This is a genomic window from Microbacterium sp. (assembly GCF_044340635.1).
In the GTDB taxonomy this organism is placed as follows: domain Bacteria; phylum Actinomycetota; class Actinomycetes; order Actinomycetales; family Microbacteriaceae; genus Microbacterium.
In genome coordinates, this window is sequence record NZ_JBIITF010000015.1 from 1 (window position 1) to 20,261 (window position 20,261).

Here is a 20,261-nt window from a genome sequence, read left to right on the forward strand (position 1 = left end):
GTCGTGGTGAGGCACGGTGGCACCGCCGGGTAGCGTGGACGGGTGCGTCTCGTCATCGCCCGCTGCTCCGTCGATTACTCCGGCCGTCTCAGCGCGCACCTTCCCCTCGCCACCCGTCTTCTCGTCCACAAGAGCGACGGGAGCCTGCTGGTGCACTCGGATGGCGGCAGCTACAAGCCGCTCAACTGGATGAGCCCGCCGTGCTCCCTGGTCTCGCAGCAACCGGGCGACGATGCCCGTGAAGCCGGTGTCATCGAGCAGTGGCGTGTCACGCACGCGAAGTCGGGCGATGCCCTGCTGGTCAACATCTACGAGATCATCCACGACACCTCGCACGAGCTCGGCGCCGATCCCGGACTGCAGAAGGATGGTGTGGAGGCCGACCTGCAGCGTCTGCTCGCCGAGCAGGTCGAACTCATCGGTGACGGCGTCACGCTGGTGCGACGCGAGTTCCCCACCGCGATCGGGCCGGTCGACCTGCTTCTGCGCGACCCCGCCGGCGGGACCATCGCGGTCGAGGTCAAGCGACGGGGCGACATCGACGGCGTGGAGCAGCTCACCCGCTACCTCGCGCTGCTGGGTCGCGACCCCCACCTGGCACCGGTGACGGGGGTCTTCGCGGCGCAGGAGATCAAGCCGCAGGCTCGCGTGCTGGCGACAGACCGAGGCATCCGCTGCGTCACCCTGGACTACGACGACATGAAGGGCATCGAATCGGGGGTCCCCCGCCTCTTCTGAGCGCGTCAGGGTGCTCCGCGGCTCCCCGTAGGCTGGATCCCATGCCCGACATCTGCCCCTGGTCCTGCATCCTCTGGGATGTCGATGGAACGATCGTGGATGCCTCGGACGGTATCCTGCGCCGACTGACCATCACGCTCGAGCACTTCGGCCGACCCGCGCCGACCCGCGCCGAACTGGTGCACTGGATCGGCCCGCCGATGTTCGAGTCGTTCCAGGCCCAGGCCGGAATGTCGCCGGAAGAGGCGACGACGGCGGTCTCGTGGTACCGCGAACTCGGGGCCCGCGACGGCTACACGACGGGTGCGCGCACCTTCCCGGGCATCGTCGACCTGATCCACGATCTGCATCGCGACGGAGTTCCCCAGGCGACCGCGAGCAGCAAGCCCGAGAACCAGGTGAAAGAGCTGATGCAGTTCTTCGGGCTGACGGATGACTTCACCACCATCGTGGGCGCAACCCCTGACGAGCGGACGCTGAGCGCCAAGTCCGACATCATCGCGGAGGCCCTGCGCCGGCTCGAGGCCGCGGGAGTCGATACGTCTCGACCGGTCCTCATCGGCGACCGGCATCACGACGTCGACGGCGGCGCGGTTCACGATGTGCCGGTCATCTTCGTGCGCTGGGGCTTCAGTTGGCCGCACGAGTCGGAGGGCGCCTCCGCCGTGGCGGACGACATGGACGCCCTTCGCGCGCTGCTGCTTCCCGGCGCGTAGGGCCCGGCGGCGGGCATCCCTCGCTAGCCTGACAGCGTGAGCGACCCGACACCCCCGCATCCGGCACGCTTGTTCGGGCGCCTCGTCCGCGCCATGCCCGCGACGCTGACGCTGCTGGTGTTGATCGTCGTGGTCGGCATCGTCGGGCAGGGTCTCTGGCGCCCGGTCACCGAACAGCCCTGGTTCGAGGCGGTCGCGTACGGTCTGCCCGCGCTCGAAGCGGGTCGGTGGTGGACACCCTTCACGGGCACGTTCTTCGTCGCGCATCCCGTCGTCTACATTCCCACACTCTTGAGCCTGGCCGGCCTCGGATTCTTGGAGATGAAGCGGGGAACACGAATCGCGCTGCTGTACTTCGGTTTCGGTCAGCTCTTCGCGATCTTCGCCACGGCGGCGTTCCTGATGTTCGGCCGCCTCCTCCCCTGGCCGTGGGCGATAACCCTCGCGGGGCAGCTCGATGTCGGCGCGTCCGGCGGAACGATGGCCTGCATCGCGGCCTCGATCGGTCTGCTCGCGGCGCCGTGGCGTCAGCGCGGCTGGGTCATCGTCTTCGCCTACGCGGCGATCAGCCTGTTGTTGCTCGGTTCCCTCGCCGATGTCGAGCACGCCTTCGCGATCACTCTGGTCCTCGTGATCGATCGTTCGTTCCGCATCCAGCGCACCACGGTTCGCGAGCAGCGGCTGCTGGCGTTCGCCGTGATCCTCTCGCTCGCGGTCATACAGATCCTGTCACTGCTCCTTCCCACGAACGGGCCGTTCGGGCCGACCGCGCCGCTCGACGGGCCCTGGCTCGACGTGGCGATCGACACGGTCGTGGTGCTCCTGGTGTCGCGAGGGCTCCGTCTCGGCCGCCGGTGGGCGTGGATACTGACCGTCCTGTGGGCGGGAGTGAATCTGTTGGTCGCCGCCGCGATCATCGCCCTGTTCGCGCTCTTCCCCGCCGAGGTCAATGACGTCTACGGCGATCCGGATGTCGCACTCGCCACCTCGCTGCTGTGGGCGCTGTTCTTCGTCTACCTGATCATCGTCCGTCGGGCATTCCGGGCGACCCGCCGCCGACGGATCGGCGAGGGGTCCACAGTGTCGACCGACGACGTCCGCGCGCTGATCCGCGCCGAGGGCGGCGGCAACCTCTCGTGGATGGCGACGTGGGACGGGCTGCGGTACCTCCGCACCGGCGACGGCATGGTCGCCTTCCAGCCGCGGCTCGGGGTCGCGATCGCGCTCGCCGATCCGCTCGGGCCCGCGGCATCCGTCCCCGAATCGGTGAGCGCGTTCGTCCGCACGACGGAGGGGCAGGGACTCATCCCGTGCTTCTTTAGCTGCAGCCAGGTCACCCGCGATGCCATGCCGGACGGATGGCGCGCCCTGGTCATCGCGGATGACACGATCGTCGATCTGCCGGGGCTCGAGTTCACCGGCAAGGCGTGGTCGTATGTGCGTCAGGCCCTCAACCGCGGCGAGCGCGACGGCATGACCTTCCGCCTCACCACTCTGGCCGAGGAGCCCTGGGGCGTGCGCCAGCAGTTGCGCGCGATCTCGGAGTCGTGGGTGGGAGACAAGGGCCTGCCCGAGATGCGGTTCACGCTCGGCACCCTGCAAGAGGCCGAGGATCTCGACGTGCGCCTGGCTCTCGCGATCGCACCGAATGGCGACGTCGACGGCTTCCTGTCGTGGCTTCCGGTCTACGGTCCCGGCGGCGTCATCCACGGCTGGACCCTGGACCTCATGCGTCGACGCGAGGGCGGCTTCGGCCCGGTCATGGAGTTCTTGATCGGATCGTCTGCGCGGGACTTCGCGGCCGAGGGCGCGCTGACGCTTTCACTGTCGGGCGCCCCTCTCGCGCACGAGGTGACGCCGGATGAGGGCGCGATCGCGCAGTTGCTGGGCTCGCTGTCGAGCGCACTCGAGCCCGTCTACGGATTCCGGTCGCTGCACCGCTTCAAGACGAAGTTCAATCCGCGGTACGAGCCCATCTATCTGCTCTACCGGGACGAGGGCGACCTGACCCGGATCGCGGCGGGGCTCACGCGAGCGTTCCTGCCGGACGCGACCCTGCGCCAGTTCGCCGCGGCCGGAGTCGACATGCTGCGCCACAACTGACGACGAGGCGCGGTGTCGCGATGACGTGGCGCACCGGAAAAGCAGAACGCACCCCAGAGCGTGAGCTCCGGAGTGCGTCCTTGTGTGATTCGCCCTTAGACGGGGCGGATGTTCTCGGCCTGCAGACCCTTCGGGCCCTGAGCCGTCTCGAACTCCACGCGCTGGTTCTCCTCGAGCGAGCGGTAGCCGCCCGCCTGGATAGCGGTGTAGTGCGCGAAGACGTCGGCGCCACCCTCATCGGGGGCGATGAAGCCGAAACCCTTTTCGGCGTTGAACCACTTGACGGTTCCCGTGCTAGACATGCCTTGCCATTCTCTTCAGCCGCGCTAGCCGGAGCCACGCGGGTATAGTCCGCGAGTCCGAAGATCCGCGGGGTTGTGTTACCACGCTACCCCGACCAGGGCAACATCGCGCAATGCCTTCGAAAGAAGGAGACACAAACGTTGCCCGAACGTGATCACGGGAACTCTCTCGCGGGCCCTGCTTCCGCAAAGGGGGAGGCCCTCACTGCCGGTTCCTAGCAACCCGTGCGTAAGATGTCTCGCAATATTCGAGCGGCGGGTTTCCGCCGTGCCTTACCCGAAAAAGGCACCCGAAATGCCCCTTGACGCACCCGCTGAGCGTCTGGAGGCCAGCGGTTCCGCGCTGGCCGACGACGTCTACGCCTTGCTCGCGCGCGCTATTCTCGACGGTCGCCTGGCCCCCGGCGAGCGCATTCGCGATGTCGAGATCGCCGACCTCTACGGGATTTCCCGCACGCCGGTGCGCGAGGCCATCCAACGCCTCGCCAGTCAAGGTCTGCTGGAGGTCGCGGCGCATCGCTACACCCGCGTCACGACCCCCGACGATTCCAGCCGCGCGGAGGCGATCGAGTACATCGGTCAGCTGAGCGGAGTCGCCGCTCGTCTCGCAGTGATGCGCGCTACCGACGAGGAGCTCGCCGAGATCAGCGCAATCCTTGATCAGGTCGCGGTCGCCGCATCCGACGCCGATCCGCGTGAGCTGTCGACGCTCATGGTCGCGCTGTTCCGCCGAATCACGCACGTCTCGCGAAACCGGATGCTCATCCAGACGCTCCGCGAGATCCACCTGCCCGTCGCGCGCCTCCTCGTCGGGTGGACACCGCACCCCGATGATCCGATTCTGCGAGCCGAGTCGTTCGTGCGCCTGCGCGAAGCGTTCCTGGCGCGCGACGCGGACGAGGCCGAGCGGATCGTGCGCGAGCAGCATCCGCTCGCGTGACATGACTCTGGCCCAGTAATCCCGAAGGATCCTGGGCCAGTTGCGACACCGGATGTCTCGAACGTCGAGATATCTCTGGTGCGCGAGGGGGGAGTTGAACCCCCACGCCCTTTCGGGCACTGGCACCTGAAGCCAGCGCGTCTGCCTATTCCGCCACTCGCGCGAATCTGGGACGAACGCCCCAAAACTCAACCTGCCGAGAATATCACGGGTGCGCGGCGGCGCGAGACGAGGATGTCGGGGGCCAAGGAGGACTTCGAACGCAGCGGAGTCCTCATCTCGCGCCGATCTCCTGCCGCGAGGAACAACGGCATCTCGCACAACTCGTGGATCGTCGGGGCCTATCCAGGCTCCCTGACTACGATGGGCCTACCATCCGCCCCGCCTGAGGAGCCCCGTGGGTCTACTTGACAGCTTCGAGAAGGGTCTCGAGCGCGCCGTAAACGGCGCTTTCGCGCGCACCTTTCGCAGCGGCATCCAACCCGTTGAGATTGCCTCCGCCCTGCGCGGCGAGCTCGACAAGAAGGCCGCGGTCGTCAGCCGCGACCGCATCCTCGCGCCCAACACCTTCATCGTCGAGCTCTCGCCCGACGACCACGCCAAGATGGCGGCGCTCGGCGACACGTTGCTGACCGAGCTCGACACGCTCGTTCAGAAGCACGCGAAGGCACAGGGCTACTCGTTCGCGGGTGCCGTCAGCATCCGACTCGGCGTCGACCCGAATCTCGCGGCGGGAACGCTGCGCGTCAGCTCTACGACCGAAGAAGGCCGCGTTTCGTGGCGCGCCGTCGTCGATATCGACGGCAAGCGTCACCCCCTCACCTCGAGTCGAACCGTGATCGGCCGGGGCAGCGACGCCGACATCACGATCCCGGATGCCGGCACAAGCCGGAAGCACGTCGAGATCTTGTGGGACGGCGAGCGCGCCATGGTCCGCGATCTCGGATCGACCAACGGGTCTTCGCTCAATGGCCAGCGCGTCACGCAGGCCGCGCTCGAGCCGGACTCGACGATTCGGATCGGACGCACCGACATCGTGTTCCGGGTCGTCGCGCAGGCGCGACCCCCCAAGCCTCCGCCACCACCGCCCGCCGATGTGACCCGTGCGTTCGACGCGCTGGGCGGAAACGGGGCGCGATGAGCGAGCTCACCCTCCTTCTGCTGCGGATCGGCTTCCTGCTCTTGCTGTGGACCTTCGTCTTCGTCGTCGTCTACTCGATGCGCGCCGATCTCTTCGGCGTGCGCGTGCGACGGATGCCTGAGCCCGCCGGTGAAGCCGCAGGCTCCGCAGGAGCGGCCGCTTCCGCCACGGCGCAGGTACCACCACCCGCACCACCCGCGCCATCGGCACCCGCCCCGGCGGCAGCCCCCGCGCCCTCCCGTCCCGGGAAGAAGGGCGGCGCGGCGACGACCGAATCGGTCCAACGCATCGTCATCACCTCGGGGCCGAAAGCCGGGCTCGAACTCCCCCTGACGAACGAACCGCTCACGATCGGCCGCTCGAGCGAGTCGGGCCTGGTCATCCGCGACGATTACACCTCCAGTCATCACGCGCGCCTGGTGCTGTGGGGCGAGCAGTGGATGATTCAGGACCTCGATTCGACGAACGGCACCTGGCACGACGGCGCCCGCGTGCAGGCACCCACTCCGGTGACGATCGGCGCGCCGATCAAGGTCGGCGCAACCACATTCGAGTTGCGGAAGTAGTTGATGGTCTTCGAGGGTTCCGCGGCGGCTCTGTCCCATACGGGCAAGGTCCGCTCCAACAACCAGGACTCGGGTTATTCCGGGTCCAACCTCTATGTCGTCGCCGACGGCATGGGTGGTCACGCGGGCGGTGATGTCGCGTCGTCGATCGCGATCCGTCACCTCGAAGACCTCGATCGGCCCTTCGCGAGCACGGCCGAGGCCGAGCGTGTACTGCGCGACACGATCACCGAAACGGCATCCGCGCTGATCGATACGGTCGAGCAGCGGCCCGAGCTCTCCGGGCTCGGCACCACGGTGAGTGCCCTCTTGATGATCGACGACCACGCGGTCATCGCCCACATCGGTGACTCGCGCATCTACCTCTTCCGCGACGATCAGCTCACACAGATCACGACCGACCACACCTTCGTGCAGCGCCTTGTCGATTCGGGCCGCATCACCGTCGAGGAAGCGCGCTTCCACCCCCGGCGCTCGGTGCTGATGCGTGTGCTCGGCGACATGGACGCCCACCCCGACGTCGACACGTTCATCATGGCGACGCAGCCGGGCGACCGTTGGCTGCTGTGTTCGGACGGCCTCTCGGGGGTTGTCGACGATCCCCACACGGAGAAGGCTCTCGCGCAGGGACTCACGCCCCAGCGCACCGCCGACGTGCTGCTGAAGCAGGCCCTCGACGCCGGCGCACCCGACAACGTTACGATCGTCATCGTCGACGTCGGCGGCTCGCATCCCGTCGTGGTGGGAACACCGACCATCGTCGGCTCGGCGTCGACCCCGCTCGACTTCGATGTCCCCGCCGCGCGCCCGGGTCGCAGCAGCTGGCTGCACCCCAACCGTCAGGCCGCGAACGAGCCGACGCACTTCGAGCCGGCAGCCGAGTTCCTCGAAGAACTCATAGAAGAAGACCGTCGCCGTGCTCGTCGGCGCCGTGTGGGATGGATCGTCGGAGCTGTGGTCGTGGCCGCGCTTCTCGTCGCCGGCGCGTTCCTGGCCTATTCATGGACGCAGACCCGGTTCTTCGTCGGTGCCGATCAAGAGATGGTCGTCGTCTATCGCGGTATTCAGCAGGACATCGGTCCGATCTCGCTGTCGGAGGTCTACGAAGAGACCGGCATCGACCTCGACGACCTGGACGAATTCACGCGACAGGCGGTCGAATCGACCGTTTCGGCGGGGTCGCTGACCGAGGCGCGTGAGATCGTCGAACGCCTGCGCGCCACGACCGAGCCATCGGGGGCGAATCCGTGACCTCGACCAAGCAGGGCGACACCGCTGAACTCAAGGCCGACACGACCGTCATGAAGGCCCTCCGCACGCTGCGATTGCCGCAGACGCAGCGCAATCGCGAGCTCGGACTGCTGCTGCTGGCCTTCGCGGTGAGCGGGTCCGCCGTCGCCCTCGTGCAGCTCGGCGCGCTCGGTGGGATCGAGTGGACGATCCTGTACTACTTCGGAGGCCTCGCCGTCTTGGTGCTGACGCTGCACATCGTGCTGCGATTCCGGGCGCCCAACGCCGATCCGATCGTCGTACCGATTGCGACGACCCTCACGGGCCTCGGTCTCGCGATGATCTACCGCATCGATATCGCCATCGACGCCGAGGGCTGGGATGGCGCATCCACCCGCCAGATCGCCTGGACCGGCATCGCCGTGGCCGGCGCCGTAGCCGTCGTCATCCTGTTGCGCAACTATCGGGTGCTGTTCCGCTACACCTACGTCTCGGGTTTCGTCGGGCTCGTCCTGCTGCTCCTTCCGGCAATCCCCGGCTTGGCCCGGGAAGGCACGGGCGCGGCGGTGTGGGTCTCGATCGGTGGCTTCTTCAGTTTTCAGCCCGCCGAGCTGGCCAAGATCGCCCTGGCGATCTTCTTCGCCGGCTACCTCGTCCGTACGCGCGAGAGCCTCACATCGACCGGCCACCGTTTTCTCGGCATGACCTGGCCGCGCGCGCGCGAGATCGGGCCCCTGCTGATCATCTGGGTCGTCTCGCTCGCGATCATCGTGCTGCAACGAGATCTCGGCACGGGGGTGCTGATCTTCGGCATGTTCATCGCGATGCTCTACACCGCGACGGGCCGCACCAGCTGGGTCGTGATCGGGCTGGGGCTGGCTTTTGCCGGCGTGTTCATCGCCTCACAGGTCATGACGTACGTCGGGTCGCGCATCTCGGCCTGGTGGCACGCCTTCGATCCCGAGGTCATCGAACGCACGGGGGGGAGCTACCAGCTCGTCGAGGGCATCTTCGGCCTCGCGCAGGGCGGCCTGATCGGTACGGGTCTCGGCCAGGGCCGTCCTTATCTGACGCCGCTGTCGCAGAGCGACTACATCGTCCCGAGCCTCGGCGAAGAGCTCGGGCTCATCGGTGTCTTCGCGATCCTGTGCCTGTACATGCTCTTCGTCAGCCGAGGCATCCGGATCGGACTCGCCGGCCAGGATGACTTCGGCAAGCTCCTCGCGACCGGCTTGGCATTCACGATCGCCCTGCAGGTCTTCATCATGGTCGGCGGAGTGACCCGCTTGATCCCGCTGACGGGGCTGACGACGCCGTTCCTCGCTGCCGGTGGTTCGTCGCTCGTCGCGAACTGGCTCATCGTGGCTCTCTTCTTGCGCGTCTCGGACGCCGTGCGCTCACGTCCCCGGGTGGTCATCGGATGAACAAAGAACTCCGCCGCCTATCCGTCGTCATGCTCGCCATGTTCCTCGCGCTGTTCGGCGCAACCAGCTGGATCCAGGTCGTCCAGGTCGACACTCTGGCCGAGAACCCCGCGAACACGCGTGCACTGTACGACGCCTACCAGGTGCAGCGCGGGGCGATCATCGCGGATGGTGCGGCCATCGCCTACTCCGTGCCTTCGGATGACATCTACTCGTTCCAGCGGATCTACACAGATGCGGCGATGTGGGCCCCCGTCACGGGATACATCAACCCCCTGCTGAACTCCCGAACCGGGCTCGAGAGCGCGATGAATCAGGATCTCAGCGGCACGTCCGGATCGCAGTTCCTGCAGCGCCTCGATCAGATCATCACGGGTCAGAAGCCGCAGGGCTCGAACGTCGCCACGAGCTTTCTTCCGCGCGCGCAACAGGCCGCCTGGGACGCCCTGCAGGGCTATGAGGGCGCGGTGATCGCGATCGAGCCGACCACCGGTCGCGTCCTCGCGATGGTCACGACCCCGAGTTTCGACACCAACCTGCTCGCCGCTCACAGCTCGTCCGAGGTCAACGACGCGTACGCGGCGCTCGAAGCGGACCCCCTGCGTCCCCTGTCGAACCGTGCCATCGCGGGAACTCTGAACCCCCCGGGTTCGACCTTCAAGCTCGTCGTCGCATCGGCGGCGCTGTCTTCGGGTCGCTACACACCCGAATCGACCTTCGCGAACCCCGCTCAGTGGCAACTGCCGGGATCGTCCGACTTCATCAACAACTCCGGTGGCGGTACGTGCGGGCCGGGCGAATCGGTCACGTTGGCTGACGCACTCCGCCTCTCGTGCAACATCCCGATGGCCCAACTCGCGGTCGAACTGGGCGACAGTGCGATCCGCGAAGAGGCCGAGAAGTACGGCTTCAACGCGTCGTTCATGATGCCGCTCGAGTCGACCGCATCGACGTACCCGCGGGCACTCGACGACGCGCAGACCGCACTGTCGGGCTTCGGCCAGGGCGATGTCCGCGCGACCCCGCTGCAGATCGCGATGGTCTCGGCCGGAATCGCGAACCAGGGCGTCGTGATGAACCCCCGCATGGTCGACCGCGTGATCGGCCCCGATCTGTCGGTGCAACAGACCTTCGACAACGAAGAGTTCGAACGTGCCCTGAGCGAAGAGGATGCAGCGACCATGACCCAGATGATGGTGGCGAATGTCCAGAACGGCGTGGCGTCGGGTGCAAGAATAGACGGCGTAGAGGTGGCCGGAAAAACCGGTACGGCGGAGAACGGTGCGACCGCTCCGTACACCCTCTGGTTCACGGGCTTCGCGCCCGCGGATGACCCGCAGGTAGCGGTCGCGGTTGTGCTGGAGAACGGCGCAGGACGAGGCCAGCAAGGCGGATCGAATCTGCTCGCGGCCCCGATCGGCAAGGCGGTCATGGAGGCGGTGCTGGAGCGATGAGACCCACACAGGGAGTGTCCTTCGGCGGCCGCTACGAACTGATCTCGCGCATCGCGATCGGTGGCATGGGCGAGGTCTGGGAGGCCACCGACCACGTCATCGGCCGGACAGTCGCGATCAAGATCCTCAAAGACGAGTACATGGGCGACCCCGGCTTCCTCGAGCGCTTCCGCGCCGAGGCTCGCCACGCCGCCCTGGTCAACCACGAGGGCATCGCCAGCGTGTTCGACTACGGCGAAGAGAACGGCAGCGCCTTCCTGGTCATGGAACTTGTCCCGGGCGAAGCCCTGTCGACGATCCTCGAGCGCGACGGCACTCTGTCGACCGACAAGACGCTCGACATCGTCGCGCAGACATCCGCTGCTCTCCAGGCCGCACACGCGGCCGGCCTGGTGCACCGCGACATCAAGCCGGGCAACCTGCTGATCACGCCCGACGGACGCGTGAAGATCACCGACTTCGGCATCGCGCGCATCGCCGACCAGGTGCCCCTGACGGCCACCGGCCAGGTCATGGGAACCGTGCAGTACCTCTCGCCCGAGCAGGCCTCGGGCCACCCCGCCTCGGCCGCGACCGACGTCTACTCGCTCGGCATCGTCGCGTACGAGTGCCTGGCCGGCAAGCGTCCCTTCACGGGCGAGTCGCAGGTCGCGATCGCAATGGCGCAGATCAACGAGCAGCCCCCGCCGCTGCCGCCGACCGTCGCGGTTCCGGTGCAGAACCTCGTTTTCGCCATGATCGCGAAGAAGCCCGACGATCGCCCGAGCTCCACCGCGGTCGTCGCGCGTGCGGCAACCGCGCTGCGTCGCGGAGACATCGCGGCCGCCGCTGCCGCGATTCCCGCCATCGCGACCGGTGTCGCCGCCACGGACGACGCGACGCAGCTGCTGACCTCGGCGGCCCCGCTCGACGCCGCCACGCGTCTTCTCACGCCGGGCGATGCCACGGGAGCCACGGCGACAACGATCGACGAAGCACCGCCGCGTAAGCGCAGCCCGTGGACCTGGCCGCTGGTCGCCCTGATCGTCCTGCTGCTGCTCGTGCTCGGCGGTGCCGTATGGGCGCTGTTGGCGAACCAGGGCGGCGGCGCGGATCCGACGGGCTCCCCCACGTCGACAGCGCCGACTCCGTCCACCTCGTCGACCGAACCCGCCCCGACACCCACGACAGTGGATGTGGATGCACTCGATCTCGTCGGCCAGGAGTGCGAGGCGGCGCGTCAGATACTGACGGATGCCGGCATGAACTCCTCGTGCGCCGACGGCAACGCGGCGACGACCGAGGATGAAGTGGGGCTCGTCTACGACGTGAACCCCTCCGGCCCCAACGTCGCCCAGGGCACAACCATCGAGCTGACCCGGTACGCCTCGGTCACGCCGATGACCACCCCCGGCGCTCCGACGATCCAGGACGGCGGAACCCCCGTCACGACGGTCACCGCGGGTGACACCGTCGACGTCCAGTGGTCGGGGTACAGCTGCGCCGCCGGCACCGGCTCTGTGCTCTCGTACAACCTGACGGCCTCGAACGGCCTGTTCTCGAACGGACAGTCGTCGATCGTGATCGCCGCCAACCAGCGGACCGCGCCGATCGAGGTCAGCGAGAACGCCGGGCAATCGCTCATCGTCAAGTACACGGTGACGTGCACGGGCGGACCGGGCGGCGACCGGAACTCCCCCGATTCACCGGAAGCCGCGGCGACGATCACCGCGGCCGCCGCCACGCCGACTCCCCCCGCGCCCTGATCCGCTACGTCGCGTCGAGCCATCCGATCCATAGCCGCCACCTAGGCTAGGAAGTCCCCCTTCCCCATCGACGAGGAGTACCCCGTGACGAATGAGCCACGCGTGCTGTCCGGTCGATATCGCATCGACGAGCTCGTCGGTCGTGGGGGAATGGCTTCGGTCTACCGTGGGTACGATCTGACACTCGGGCGCGCGATCGCGATCAAGGTGCTGAAGCGCGAGCTGGCAGACGACGCGGCGTTCCGCACGCGATTCCGCCTCGAGGCCCAGGCGGCGTCCCGGATGGCGAACCCTACGATCGTGCGCGTGTTCGATGCCGGAGAAGAGACCGAGCGCGACCCGGATGGGACGACGCATCCCGTCCCCTACATCGTGATGGAACTCGTCGAGGGTGCCCTTCTGAAGGACGTCATCGACGCCGGGCCGGTGCCCGAAGCCGACGCCGTCCGCTACGTCGACGGGATCCTCGAGGCGCTGGAGTATTCGCACCGCGCGGGCGTCGTGCACCGCGACATCAAGCCCGGCAACGTGATGATCACGGACGCTTCGACAGGGCTCAGCGCAGGCGACCCCTCCGGGGTCGGACAGGTCAAGGTGATGGACTTCGGCATCGCGCGCGCGGTTTCGGATTCTTCGTCCACCGTCGCCGACACGACCGCGATCCTCGGAACGGCAGCGTACTTCTCTCCCGAGCAGGCCAAGGGTGAAGCCGTCGACGGCCGAGCCGACCTGTACTCGACGGGCGTCGTGCTGTTCGAGCTCCTCACCGGTCGCGCCCCGTTCCGGGGCGAGTCCCCGGTCGCGGTGGCCTACCAGCACGTGAGCGAGACACCGGATGCTCCGTCCGAGCTCAACCCCGACGTCTCACGCGCGCTCGACGCCGTCGTGCTGCGCGCACTCGCGAAGGATCCGTTCCAGCGGTATCAATCCGCCGAGCAGTTCCGCAGCGCCCTGTCGGCGGCCGTCGGCGGCGCCGCCCCCAGCAAGCGTCAGCTCGGCGCACTGACCACCGAGCTGTATGGTGCGAACCCGCGCCAGGCGGCCGAGACCGCACGTTCGCTGCGTCAGTTGAGCACCGACGAAACGATGGCCCGCACGCAGAGCGGGCCACCCGCGGCCTGGATCTGGACCGGGGTTGCCGTGCTCGCCGTGGTGATCATCTCGCTCTTCTTCTGGATCGTCACGATCCAGCCGCAGTCGGACGTTCCCACGACGGCACGCGTCGTACCGTCCGTGATCGGTCAAACCTACGAGGCTGCCAACAGCGCCCTTGCCGAAGCAGACCTGAATGCGGTGCGCCGAGATGAGGCGAGCGACACCGTCGCCGAGGGTTCGGTCGTTCGCACCGTCCCGGCGGCGGGAGTCGGCGTCACCGAGGGTCAGGACGTCACGGTGTACGTCTCCACGGGCGCGGAAACCACGCCGGTCCCGCCTCTCGAGGGCTTGTCCGAGGCAGACGCCCGCGCCGCGATCGAAGCAGCGGGACTCAGGGTCGGGCAGATCACGTCGCGAAGCGTGCCCGGTAAAGCCGAGGGCACGGTCATCTCGTCATCGCCAGTCGCGGACGAGAGCGTCATCGTCGGGTCGACGGTCAACCTGGTGACGGCGACCGGACGTGTGCCGATCATCAACTACGTCGGATTCACCCTGCAGGCGGCGACCGACAGCATCACCGGGCCGAGCATCCAACTCACGGTGAGTCGCATCGAAGACCCGAGCTGTGTCGCGACGGATCCCGAGATCGTGACGCAGCAGTCGATTCCGCCGGGCGAAGCCGCGGTCGGCTCGACGATCGCACTGACCGTCTGCACGGGCACCGCGCCGTAGCCGGAGCGCCCCGTCGTCGGCGACGACCTGATCGCGAAAGGCCGTTTACGAGGAGCCGACGAGCGGATGCTTGCCATCCGCCGCGGCGAGAGCCTCGGGCATGCCCGACTCGGCGAGCCAGTTCGCGAGCAGCCGGTGGCCACCCTCGGTGAGCACGCTCTCGGGGTGGAACTGAACGCCCCGCAGCGGCGCCGTGCGATGCTCCAGCGCCATGATCACGCCGCCGTCGGTTCGCGCGGTCACCTGCAGTTCGACGGGAAGCGGATCCTCCAGCACCGCGAGCGAGTGATATCGCGTCGCCGTGAACGGTGCCGTGATGCCCTCGAACAGCCCGGTGCCGTCGTGCACGACGCTCGAGGTCTTGCCGTGCATCAGCTCGGCAGCCGTGGTCACGACGCCCCCGAAGGCCTCGGCGATCGCCTGGTGCCCGAGGCACACACCGAGCAGGGGCATCCGCATCGCTTCGGCCGCGCGCACGATCGCGATGGAGGCGCCGGCCTCGCCCGGCGAACCCGGTCCGGGCGAGAGCAGAACGGCATCGTGCTCACCCAGGATCTTTCGAACGGATCCGACCGGGACGTCCCGACTCCGGACGATCTCGACCCGCGCGCCCAGCTGGGTGAGGTAGTCGACGAGCGTGAAGACGAAGCTGTCATCGTTGTCGACGACGAGCACCCGGAAGGTCACTGGACCGTGACCTCTTCGGGTGTGATCCAGACCGCGACAACGGGGAAGACGTAGAAGAACAGGGCGTACACGATCGCCGCCGCAACCACGAGCAGGATCAGCGTCCGGATCCACCACGGACCGGGCAGTACGCGCCAGAGTGCGCCGTACATCAGGAAGCCACCGCCCCGGGGACACCCTCGGGTGGCCCGTCCGCCCGGGGCTGGAAGGATTCGAAAACCGAGTACGCGATGATGCGCTCCGCGATCGTGTGCTTGGGTGAACAGCTCGTCATGGTCAGGTAGCGCCCCCCCGCGCCCGTGAGCGTGTCCTGCGGGACCGGGGCCAGCACGTCCACCGCCGAGGGCCGCACGTACTCGAGCGTGCGGAAACGGTACGTGTACCAGCCGTCCTGGGTTTCGATGATGATCGGATCGCCGACCCGCAACTCGTCGATCGCGTAGAACGGCGCCCCACCGAAACCGGTGCGGTGCGCGGCAACGGCGAAGTTGCCGACCTCGCCGGGCATCTGAGTGCCCGGGTAGTGCCCGATTCCGATCGTGTCGAGGGTGCGCGCCCGAGAGACGCCGCCGCCGATGCGCGCGGCAAAGTCTGCGCCGAAGCGGGGGACGTACATGATGCCGAACTCCTCGCCATCGCCAGGTTCGGGGGCGATCACGGGTTCAACCGGCGTGCCGGGCGCCGCGGGCTCTTCGGAAGCCGCTGGCGCAGACGGGGCTGGATTCGCGATGGGTGGCGGCGAGTCCTGCCACTCTTCGGCGAGTGCCAGCGCATCGGCCCTGTTCTGGGCCGCCGCGATCTGATCGCCGATCCACATCTGCCACCCGACGAACAGCAACACGACGACGCCGGCCGTCAGGAGCAATTCGCCGGCGACTCCGATGACGGAGATCTTTCGACCGCGCCGCGCGCGACCCCGCCGTGTGTCCGCCGCTTCGGAGTTCGTCGCCGCCTCCGAGCGCGCCGGATCGGCAGCTCCTCGCTGTCCCCCCGGTTCGCGCATATCCACGCGCCGATCCTAGGCCACCGTGCTGTGTGCGGCCTCCCCGCTACAATGGCCTCATGTCCCGATCTGACGACGTCGACCCCGGCGCGCCCCGTCGCGACGTCGACGCCCCCAATCCCGTTTGGTTCCTGCCGGTCATGGTCGGCTTCATGCTCCTGGGCCTCGCCTGGGTTCTCGTCTTCTATCTGAGCAACGGCACACTGCCCGTTCCCGGTATCGGCGCATGGAACCTGGCCATTGGCTTCGGCATCGCCCTCATCGGCTTTTTGATGACGACGCGCTGGCGCTGAGCGCACTACTTACACGCGTGTAATTCTCCACAGCTGTGCAGAACCCTGTGGACAACGGCTCTCAACCGATCACTGCGGGCACCGCGCAGAGCGCGAGAAGCACCGCTGCCAGCCCGGCGAGCAGACCGTACTGCAGTCCGCGCTGATCGGCACGGCGGGTTCGCGCGAAGATCAGACCCGCGAGCGCTCCGGCGGCGAGACCGCCGACGTGCGCCTGCCACGAGATCGAGAAGCCCGGCAAGAAACCGATCACCAGGTTGATGCCGACGATGATCAGGATGCCCGTGATGTTCGCGCCGATGTGGCGACCGATCACGAGCAGCGCGCCGAGCAATCCGAAGACGGCCCCCGAAGCACCGACGACCGAAGTGCCGGGAGCGAGCAGGGCCACGGCCACCGAACCGGCCAGGCCCGCGAGCACGTAGAGAACGAGAAAACGGACATGGCCGAGCAGGGGCTCGAGGCTTCGTCCGATCATCCACACGGCCAACATGTTCAGCCCGACGTGCCAGAGCCCGGAGTGAGCCAGCATGTCGGTCAGCAGCCGCCACGGCTGGAAGCCGTACCAGCCGTCGGGAACGAGATACACACTGTTGAAGAAGAACGCGCTCGTGAGATCGAGCCCGGGGATGTAGTCGAGCACGAATAGTGCGACGGTCACCCCGACGATCCAGTACGTCACCAAGGGACGACCGCTCATCGCGCGAACGGACGCTCGCGCGCGGCGCACAGGTGTGGGGGTATCGGCCCGCTGTGCCTTCATACATTCGGGGCAGATGACCCCGACCGCTCCCTGTGTCTGGCACTCGGGGCAGATGGTGCGCAAACAGCGCTGACAGAGCACGTAGCTCCGGCGGTCGGGATGCCGGTAACAGAAGTCCTCGGGATTACGTGCCCCGTCAGCGCTCACGCGACGCGTCAGACCGTGACGATGTCGACCGACTGCAGAACGACGGGCTCGATCGGCCGATCGCCGCCCGCTGTGGGCACGGCGCCGATGGTGTCGACCACGGCGCGCGAGGCGTCGTCCGCGACCTCACCGAAGATCGTGTGCTTGCCCTGCAGCCACGGCGTGGGATCCGTCGTGATGAAGAACTGCGAGCCGTTCGTGCCCTCGGCCTTGCCCGTGATCGCGTTGCGGCGCAAGCCGGCGTTGGCCATAGCAAGCACGTAGGGCGCGTTGAAGTTGAGCTCGGGGCTGATCTCGTCGTCGAAGTTATAGCCCGGTCCTCCGGTGCCCTGTCCGAGCGGGTCGCCGCCCTGGATCATGAACCCGGGGATGATGCGGTGGAAGACCACATCGGTGTAGAGGGCGCCTTCGCCGGGCTTGCCGGTGGCGGGATCGGTCCACTCGCCGGTTCCGTCGGAGAGCCCGATGAAGTTGCGAACCGTGCGGGGAGCGTGGTCACCGTAAAGGTTGACGACAATGTCGCCGTGGTTGGTGTGCAGTGTGGCGACAGCGGTGTGATGCGGCATTGATCCATTCTGGCATAGGAGTTTGCCGCGAACTCTGGCCTGACCGGCTCACCGTGGCAAGATGGGGAGGGGCGCATCGTCGCCCCCGACGAACAAGGAGGCAGCCGTGGGCCTGAGTCGTAAGCGCAAGAAAGAGCTCCGCAAGCTGCAGGATTCCGCCAACAAAGTGTGGCAGACGCAGCAGGTGCTCGTAGGAGAAGCCGCGGGCATCGCCCGTGAAGCGAGCCGTCAGCTCGGTAACTACTCGCGTGAGCAGGTCGGCCCCGCCGTCCAGGCGACGTACGATCAGCGCGTCGCACCTGTCGTGCACAAGAGCGCCGCGGTGAGCCGTGACGTTCTCCAGCACCGGGTCGTGCCGGCCGTCGGCGGCGTCGTCGGTTCCGCGCTTTCGGTCTGGGATGCCGCCAACGACACCCGGTCGCGCCTCGCGAGCGGCCGTGGGTTCGCACTTCCCGACGCCAAGAGCTTCGGCAAGAAGGCGGACTCGTACAGCAAGAAGGCCACCAAGGCCATGTCGAAGAAGCTGGCCGTGCTCGAGCCCAAGAAGCCCGGCGTAAGCACGGGCGGTGTCATCGCGATCGTCCTCGGCGTGATCGCCGCTGCCGGTGTGCTCTACGCCGCGTGGCAGACGCTGCGCGCCGACGACGAGCTCTGGGTTGCCGACGACCCGCTTCGCTCCCCCGATGAGTGATCCGGATGCCGCCACCGCGCGTGTGCGGTCGGCGGCATCCGATCTGGGTCTCGACATCGAGATCCGCGAGCGTCCGGAAGCCGGCAGCCTTCATGAGGCTGCCGGCTTGCTCGGCATTGAGCCGCAGAAAATCGTCAAGACCCTCGTCGTGAAGCGCAGCGATGACACCTACCTCTTCGCCTTGATCCCCGGGGATCGGCAGATCGCGTGGGCGAAGCTCCGCGCCGTCGTTGGGGTGAACAAGCTGCAGCTGCCCGATCCGGAACGAGCCCTCGCTGCGACCGGATACGAACGCGGCACGATCGTTCCCCTCGGGAGCTCGACCGCGTGGCCCGTCTACGCCGACGAGACCATCTCGGGGCGTGTGGCCCTCGGAGCCGGCGCTCACGGTTACAGTCTGTTCGCCGATTCGGACGCCCTTCTCGCTGCGCTCGCGGCAACGGTGGCGGACATCTCGCAGCCGATCGGCTGACGAGTCAGATCAGGCCGGCCATGCCGAGCGCGATGTCGACGAGCTTCACACGTTGCAGTGAGCGGATGGACGCGAGCGTGAACCAGTCCGCCCGATCGGTCGATCCGCCCACCTCGTTGCGCAGGCGACCACCCGTGACGCGGGCCCGGTAGACGATACGGAGAGCGTGGAGCGGATCCGGCGGTCCCAACGGGATCCTGCGGGACGCCGGGATGACACGGGAGTGAATACCTAAGAGGTCACCGACCGCCACGCGGTAGCCCGTCTCTTCCCGAATCTCACGGCGTGCGGCATCCGCTGGGTCCTCACCGTCCTCGAGCCCTCCGCCAGGCAGAGTCCACGCGGCACGGCGGCCCTCGTTCCAGTGCGCCAGCAGCACACGACCGGCGGAGTCGAGGACGACGCCGTACGCCGCGACTCGGATGTCCATGGCCATGACACCATCCTCAGTCGCTGGCGACCAGAAAAACTGTGGAGCCTAGGAGAATCGAACTCCTGACATCCTGCTTGCAAAGCAGGCGCTCTACCAACTGAGCTAAGGCCCCGCGGGACGGATTGGTGGGGCTACCAGGACTTGAACCTGGGACCTCTTCATTATCAGTGAAGCGCTCTAACCGCCTGAGCTATAGCCCCGCAACCTCCAAGACTTTACCCGACCTGCGCGCTTCGCGCGAATCGCGCAGGTGTTGTCGTGGGACCGCCCACGCGATTGACTGAGCACATGACAGATGAGGTTGCTGGACACGTCGGCGAAGCACACGCCGGCGGTATCGGTCAGCGACTCAACTGGCTCCGAGCGGGTGTACTCGGCGCCAATGACGGCATCGTCTCGGTCGCTGCGCTCGTCGTCGGTGTTGCCGGTGCCACAACCGACTCGGCGGCGCTGTTGGTCGCCGGAATCGCTGGGCTCGTGGGTGGGGCGATTTCGATGGCACTCGGCGAATACGTCTCGGTGAGCAGCCAGCGCGACGGCGAGCGAGCGCTGATAGCGAAAGAGACGGCAGAGTTGCACGATATGCCCGCCGAAGAGCTGGAAGAGTTGGCCGGGTTGTATCGAGAGCGCGGACTCTCTGAGGCGACCGCGCGACAGGTCGCCGAAGAACTCACCCGGCACAACGCCCTGGCCGCTCATCTCGAAGTAGAGCTACACATCGACCAGGACGACCTCGTGAGTCCGTGGCAGGCCGCACTATCGTCGGCCGTCGCCTTTACGGTCGGCGCACTGCTTCCTCTACTCGCGATCCTGCTTCCGCCGCCCGACTGGCGAGTGCCGGTCACCTTCGTGGCAGTGCTGATTGCACTTGCCATCACGGGATGGGTCTCGGCCATCCTGGGCGGCGCGAGCCGCGGCCGCGCAGTCCTCCGACTGGTGGTCGGTGGGACGCTCGCGCTGGCCGTTACGTGGCTGATCGGGTCCCTGCTCGGAACCAGCGGGGTGGTCTGACCCGCCGCG

At 67.4% G+C, this 20,261-nt stretch carries 22 protein-coding genes and 3 tRNA genes; 15 read left to right on the top strand and 10 right to left on the bottom strand.

Annotated features, from left to right (window positions below):
- The first annotated feature begins 42 nt into the window (after positions 1-42).
- The 3 genes from nucS to ACIQ0W_RS12540 are packed head-to-tail and all read left to right on the top strand — an operon-like array spanning position 43 to position 3,557.
- Positions 43-738, top strand: a complete 696-nt coding sequence (gene nucS / locus ACIQ0W_RS12530) for an endonuclease NucS (RefSeq protein ID WP_036296648.1) — start codon at positions 43-45, stop codon at positions 736-738.
- A gap of 41 nt (positions 739-779) precedes the next feature.
- Positions 780-1,454: an HAD hydrolase-like protein gene (locus ACIQ0W_RS12535; RefSeq protein WP_304690352.1), complete on the top strand. Its 675-nt coding sequence runs from the start codon at positions 780-782 to the stop codon at positions 1,452-1,454.
- Positions 1,455-1,490: 36 nt separating this feature from the next.
- Positions 1,491-3,557, top strand: coding sequence for a bifunctional lysylphosphatidylglycerol flippase/synthetase MprF (locus ACIQ0W_RS12540; RefSeq protein ID WP_396643084.1), 2,067 nt, complete (start codon positions 1,491-1,493; stop codon positions 3,555-3,557).
- A gap of 95 nt (positions 3,558-3,652) precedes the next feature.
- Here the strand turns inward: ACIQ0W_RS12540 and ACIQ0W_RS12545 are convergent, their stop codons facing one another.
- Positions 3,653-3,859, bottom strand: a complete 207-nt coding sequence (locus ACIQ0W_RS12545; RefSeq protein WP_036296657.1) for a cold-shock protein — start codon at positions 3,857-3,859, stop codon at positions 3,653-3,655.
- Between the two features lie 295 nt (positions 3,860-4,154).
- Between ACIQ0W_RS12545 and ACIQ0W_RS12550 the strand changes: the two genes are divergently transcribed.
- Complete coding sequence (locus tag ACIQ0W_RS12550) at positions 4,155-4,799, top strand: GntR family transcriptional regulator (protein ID WP_396643085.1); 645 nt, start codon at positions 4,155-4,157, stop codon at positions 4,797-4,799.
- A 76-nt stretch (positions 4,800-4,875) separates the two neighbouring features.
- On the opposite strand, the gene ACIQ0W_RS12555 is transcribed toward ACIQ0W_RS12550, so the two are convergent.
- Positions 4,876-4,962 (bottom strand) — tRNA-Leu (locus ACIQ0W_RS12555).
- 234 nt (positions 4,963-5,196) lie between these two features.
- Between ACIQ0W_RS12555 and ACIQ0W_RS12560 the strand changes: the two genes are divergently transcribed.
- The 7 genes from ACIQ0W_RS12560 (at position 5,197) to pknB (ending at position 14,186) form a co-directional block, all read left to right on the top strand.
- The gene (locus ACIQ0W_RS12560) at positions 5,197-5,940 is read left to right on the top strand and encodes an FhaA domain-containing protein (protein WP_396643086.1); all 744 of its coding nucleotides are present in this window, start codon (positions 5,197-5,199) and stop codon (positions 5,938-5,940) included.
- Positions 5,937-6,506: an FHA domain-containing protein gene (locus ACIQ0W_RS12565; protein WP_396643087.1), complete on the top strand. Its 570-nt coding sequence runs from the start codon at positions 5,937-5,939 to the stop codon at positions 6,504-6,506. Before ACIQ0W_RS12560 ends, ACIQ0W_RS12565 begins: the two co-directional genes overlap by 4 nt.
- Positions 6,507-6,509: 3 nt before the next feature.
- Positions 6,510-7,757, top strand: coding sequence for a PP2C family protein-serine/threonine phosphatase (locus ACIQ0W_RS12570; RefSeq protein WP_396643088.1), 1,248 nt, complete (start codon positions 6,510-6,512; stop codon positions 7,755-7,757).
- 50 nt (positions 7,758-7,807) lie between these two features.
- Positions 7,808-9,160: an FtsW/RodA/SpoVE family cell cycle protein gene (locus ACIQ0W_RS12575; RefSeq protein WP_396643133.1), complete on the top strand. Its 1,353-nt coding sequence runs from the start codon at positions 7,808-7,810 to the stop codon at positions 9,158-9,160.
- The gene (locus tag ACIQ0W_RS12580; protein ID WP_396643089.1) at positions 9,157-10,614 is read left to right on the top strand and encodes a peptidoglycan D,D-transpeptidase FtsI family protein; all 1,458 of its coding nucleotides are present in this window, start codon (positions 9,157-9,159) and stop codon (positions 10,612-10,614) included. Before ACIQ0W_RS12575 ends, ACIQ0W_RS12580 begins: the two co-directional genes overlap by 4 nt.
- Positions 10,611-12,359 (top strand): serine/threonine protein kinase, encoded by a 1,749-nt coding sequence (locus ACIQ0W_RS12585; RefSeq protein WP_396643091.1) that lies wholly within the window; start codon positions 10,611-10,613, stop codon positions 12,357-12,359. Before ACIQ0W_RS12580 ends, ACIQ0W_RS12585 begins: the two co-directional genes overlap by 4 nt.
- Before the next feature lie 84 nt (positions 12,360-12,443).
- Complete coding sequence (gene pknB, locus ACIQ0W_RS12590) at positions 12,444-14,186, top strand: Stk1 family PASTA domain-containing Ser/Thr kinase (protein ID WP_396643092.1); 1,743 nt, start codon at positions 12,444-12,446, stop codon at positions 14,184-14,186.
- Positions 14,187-14,231: 45 nt separating this feature from the next.
- On the opposite strand, the gene ACIQ0W_RS12595 is transcribed toward pknB, so the two are convergent.
- Genes ACIQ0W_RS12595 through ACIQ0W_RS12605 form a run of 3 tightly spaced genes read right to left on the bottom strand, consistent with a single transcriptional unit; the run spans position 14,232 to position 15,876 of the window.
- Positions 14,232-14,873, bottom strand: a complete 642-nt coding sequence (locus tag ACIQ0W_RS12595; RefSeq protein WP_396643093.1) for an anthranilate synthase component II — start codon at positions 14,871-14,873, stop codon at positions 14,232-14,234.
- A complete protein-coding gene (locus ACIQ0W_RS12600; protein WP_396643094.1) occupies positions 14,870-15,025 on the bottom strand; it encodes a hypothetical protein in 156 nt (51 codons plus the stop codon). The genes ACIQ0W_RS12595 and ACIQ0W_RS12600 overlap by 4 nt, the downstream gene beginning before the upstream one ends.
- The gene (locus ACIQ0W_RS12605; RefSeq protein WP_396643134.1) at positions 15,025-15,876 is read right to left on the bottom strand and encodes a class E sortase; all 852 of its coding nucleotides are present in this window, start codon (positions 15,874-15,876) and stop codon (positions 15,025-15,027) included. Before ACIQ0W_RS12605 ends, ACIQ0W_RS12600 begins: the two co-directional genes overlap by 1 nt.
- 59 nt (positions 15,877-15,935) lie before the next feature.
- On the opposite strand from ACIQ0W_RS12605, the gene ACIQ0W_RS12610 reads away from it, so the two are divergent.
- Complete coding sequence (locus ACIQ0W_RS12610) at positions 15,936-16,169, top strand: cell division protein CrgA (protein WP_036296787.1); 234 nt, start codon at positions 15,936-15,938, stop codon at positions 16,167-16,169.
- 61 nt (positions 16,170-16,230) lie between these two features.
- Here ACIQ0W_RS12610 and ACIQ0W_RS12615 read toward each other — a convergent pair whose 3' ends face one another.
- Positions 16,231-16,869: a rhomboid family intramembrane serine protease gene (locus ACIQ0W_RS12615; RefSeq protein WP_396643095.1), complete on the bottom strand. Its 639-nt coding sequence runs from the start codon at positions 16,867-16,869 to the stop codon at positions 16,231-16,233.
- Between the two features lie 218 nt (positions 16,870-17,087).
- Entirely contained in the window at positions 17,088-17,645 is a 558-nt protein-coding gene (locus tag ACIQ0W_RS12620; RefSeq protein ID WP_396643096.1) for a peptidylprolyl isomerase, read from the bottom strand.
- 106 nt (positions 17,646-17,751) lie between these two features.
- On the opposite strand from ACIQ0W_RS12620, the gene ACIQ0W_RS12625 reads away from it, so the two are divergent.
- Together ACIQ0W_RS12625 and ACIQ0W_RS12630 are read left to right on the top strand one after the other, a co-directional pair.
- Positions 17,752-18,336 carry a DNA helicase gene (locus tag ACIQ0W_RS12625; protein WP_396643097.1) on the top strand — a complete coding sequence of 195 codons (585 nt, stop codon included), beginning with the start codon at positions 17,752-17,754 and terminating at the stop codon, positions 18,334-18,336.
- Positions 18,329-18,808 carry an aminoacyl-tRNA deacylase gene (locus ACIQ0W_RS12630; protein ID WP_396643098.1) on the top strand — a complete coding sequence of 160 codons (480 nt, stop codon included), beginning with the start codon at positions 18,329-18,331 and terminating at the stop codon, positions 18,806-18,808. The genes ACIQ0W_RS12625 and ACIQ0W_RS12630 overlap by 8 nt, the downstream gene beginning before the upstream one ends.
- 4 nt (positions 18,809-18,812) lie before the next feature.
- Here the strand turns inward: ACIQ0W_RS12630 and ACIQ0W_RS12635 are convergent, their stop codons facing one another.
- The 3 genes from ACIQ0W_RS12635 to ACIQ0W_RS12645 all read right to left on the bottom strand — a co-directional run bounded on the left by ACIQ0W_RS12635 (position 18,813) and on the right by ACIQ0W_RS12645 (position 19,441).
- A complete protein-coding gene (locus ACIQ0W_RS12635) occupies positions 18,813-19,238 on the bottom strand; it encodes an NUDIX hydrolase (RefSeq protein ID WP_396643135.1) in 426 nt (141 codons plus the stop codon).
- Between the two features lie 42 nt (positions 19,239-19,280).
- Positions 19,281-19,353: transfer RNA gene (locus ACIQ0W_RS12640), tRNA-Ala, on the bottom strand.
- A gap of 11 nt (positions 19,354-19,364) precedes the next feature.
- A tRNA-Ile gene (locus tag ACIQ0W_RS12645) sits at positions 19,365-19,441 on the bottom strand.
- A gap of 88 nt (positions 19,442-19,529) precedes the next feature.
- On the opposite strand from ACIQ0W_RS12645, the gene ACIQ0W_RS12650 reads away from it, so the two are divergent.
- Positions 19,530-20,252, top strand: coding sequence for a VIT family protein (locus tag ACIQ0W_RS12650; RefSeq protein WP_396643099.1), 723 nt, complete (start codon positions 19,530-19,532; stop codon positions 20,250-20,252).
- The last annotated feature ends 9 nt before the right edge of the window (positions 20,253-20,261 follow it).

What these genes read in the sequence shown, in the direction of transcription:
- ACIQ0W_RS12550 (WP_396643085.1), top strand. Translation starts at nt 4,155, where the DNA reads ATGCCCCTTGACGCACCCGCTGAGCGTCTGGAGGCCAGCGGTTCCGCG.
- ACIQ0W_RS12630 (WP_396643098.1), top strand. Translation starts at nt 18,329, where the DNA reads ATGAGTGATCCGGATGCCGCCACCGCGCGTGTGCGGTCGGCGGCATCC.
- ACIQ0W_RS12565 (WP_396643087.1), top strand. Translation starts at nt 5,937, where the DNA reads ATGAGCGAGCTCACCCTCCTTCTGCTGCGGATCGGCTTCCTGCTCTTG.
- ACIQ0W_RS12575 (WP_396643133.1), top strand. Translation starts at nt 7,808, where the DNA reads ATGAAGGCCCTCCGCACGCTGCGATTGCCGCAGACGCAGCGCAATCGC.
- ACIQ0W_RS12545 (WP_036296657.1), bottom strand. Translation starts at nt 3,859, where the DNA reads ATGTCTAGCACGGGAACCGTCAAGTGGTTCAACGCCGAAAAGGGTTTC.
- ACIQ0W_RS12620 (WP_396643096.1), bottom strand. Translation starts at nt 17,645, where the DNA reads ATGCCGCATCACACCGCTGTCGCCACACTGCACACCAACCACGGCGAC.
- ACIQ0W_RS12635 (WP_396643135.1), bottom strand. Translation starts at nt 19,238, where the DNA reads ATGGACATCCGAGTCGCGGCGTACGGCGTCGTCCTCGACTCCGCCGGT.
- ACIQ0W_RS12610 (WP_036296787.1), top strand. Translation starts at nt 15,936, where the DNA reads ATGTCCCGATCTGACGACGTCGACCCCGGCGCGCCCCGTCGCGACGTC.
- ACIQ0W_RS12580 (WP_396643089.1), top strand. Translation starts at nt 9,157, where the DNA reads ATGAACAAAGAACTCCGCCGCCTATCCGTCGTCATGCTCGCCATGTTC.
- ACIQ0W_RS12570 (WP_396643088.1), top strand. Translation starts at nt 6,510, where the DNA reads ATGGTCTTCGAGGGTTCCGCGGCGGCTCTGTCCCATACGGGCAAGGTC.
- ACIQ0W_RS12535 (WP_304690352.1), top strand. Translation starts at nt 780, where the DNA reads ATGCCCGACATCTGCCCCTGGTCCTGCATCCTCTGGGATGTCGATGGA.
- ACIQ0W_RS12650 (WP_396643099.1), top strand. Translation starts at nt 19,530, where the DNA reads ATGACAGATGAGGTTGCTGGACACGTCGGCGAAGCACACGCCGGCGGT.
- ACIQ0W_RS12605 (WP_396643134.1), bottom strand. Translation starts at nt 15,876, where the DNA reads ATGCGCGAACCGGGGGGACAGCGAGGAGCTGCCGATCCGGCGCGCTCG.
- ACIQ0W_RS12600 (WP_396643094.1), bottom strand. Translation starts at nt 15,025, where the DNA reads ATGTACGGCGCACTCTGGCGCGTACTGCCCGGTCCGTGGTGGATCCGG.
- ACIQ0W_RS12615 (WP_396643095.1), bottom strand. Translation starts at nt 16,869, where the DNA reads ATGAGCGGTCGTCCCTTGGTGACGTACTGGATCGTCGGGGTGACCGTC.
- ACIQ0W_RS12585 (WP_396643091.1), top strand. Translation starts at nt 10,611, where the DNA reads ATGAGACCCACACAGGGAGTGTCCTTCGGCGGCCGCTACGAACTGATC.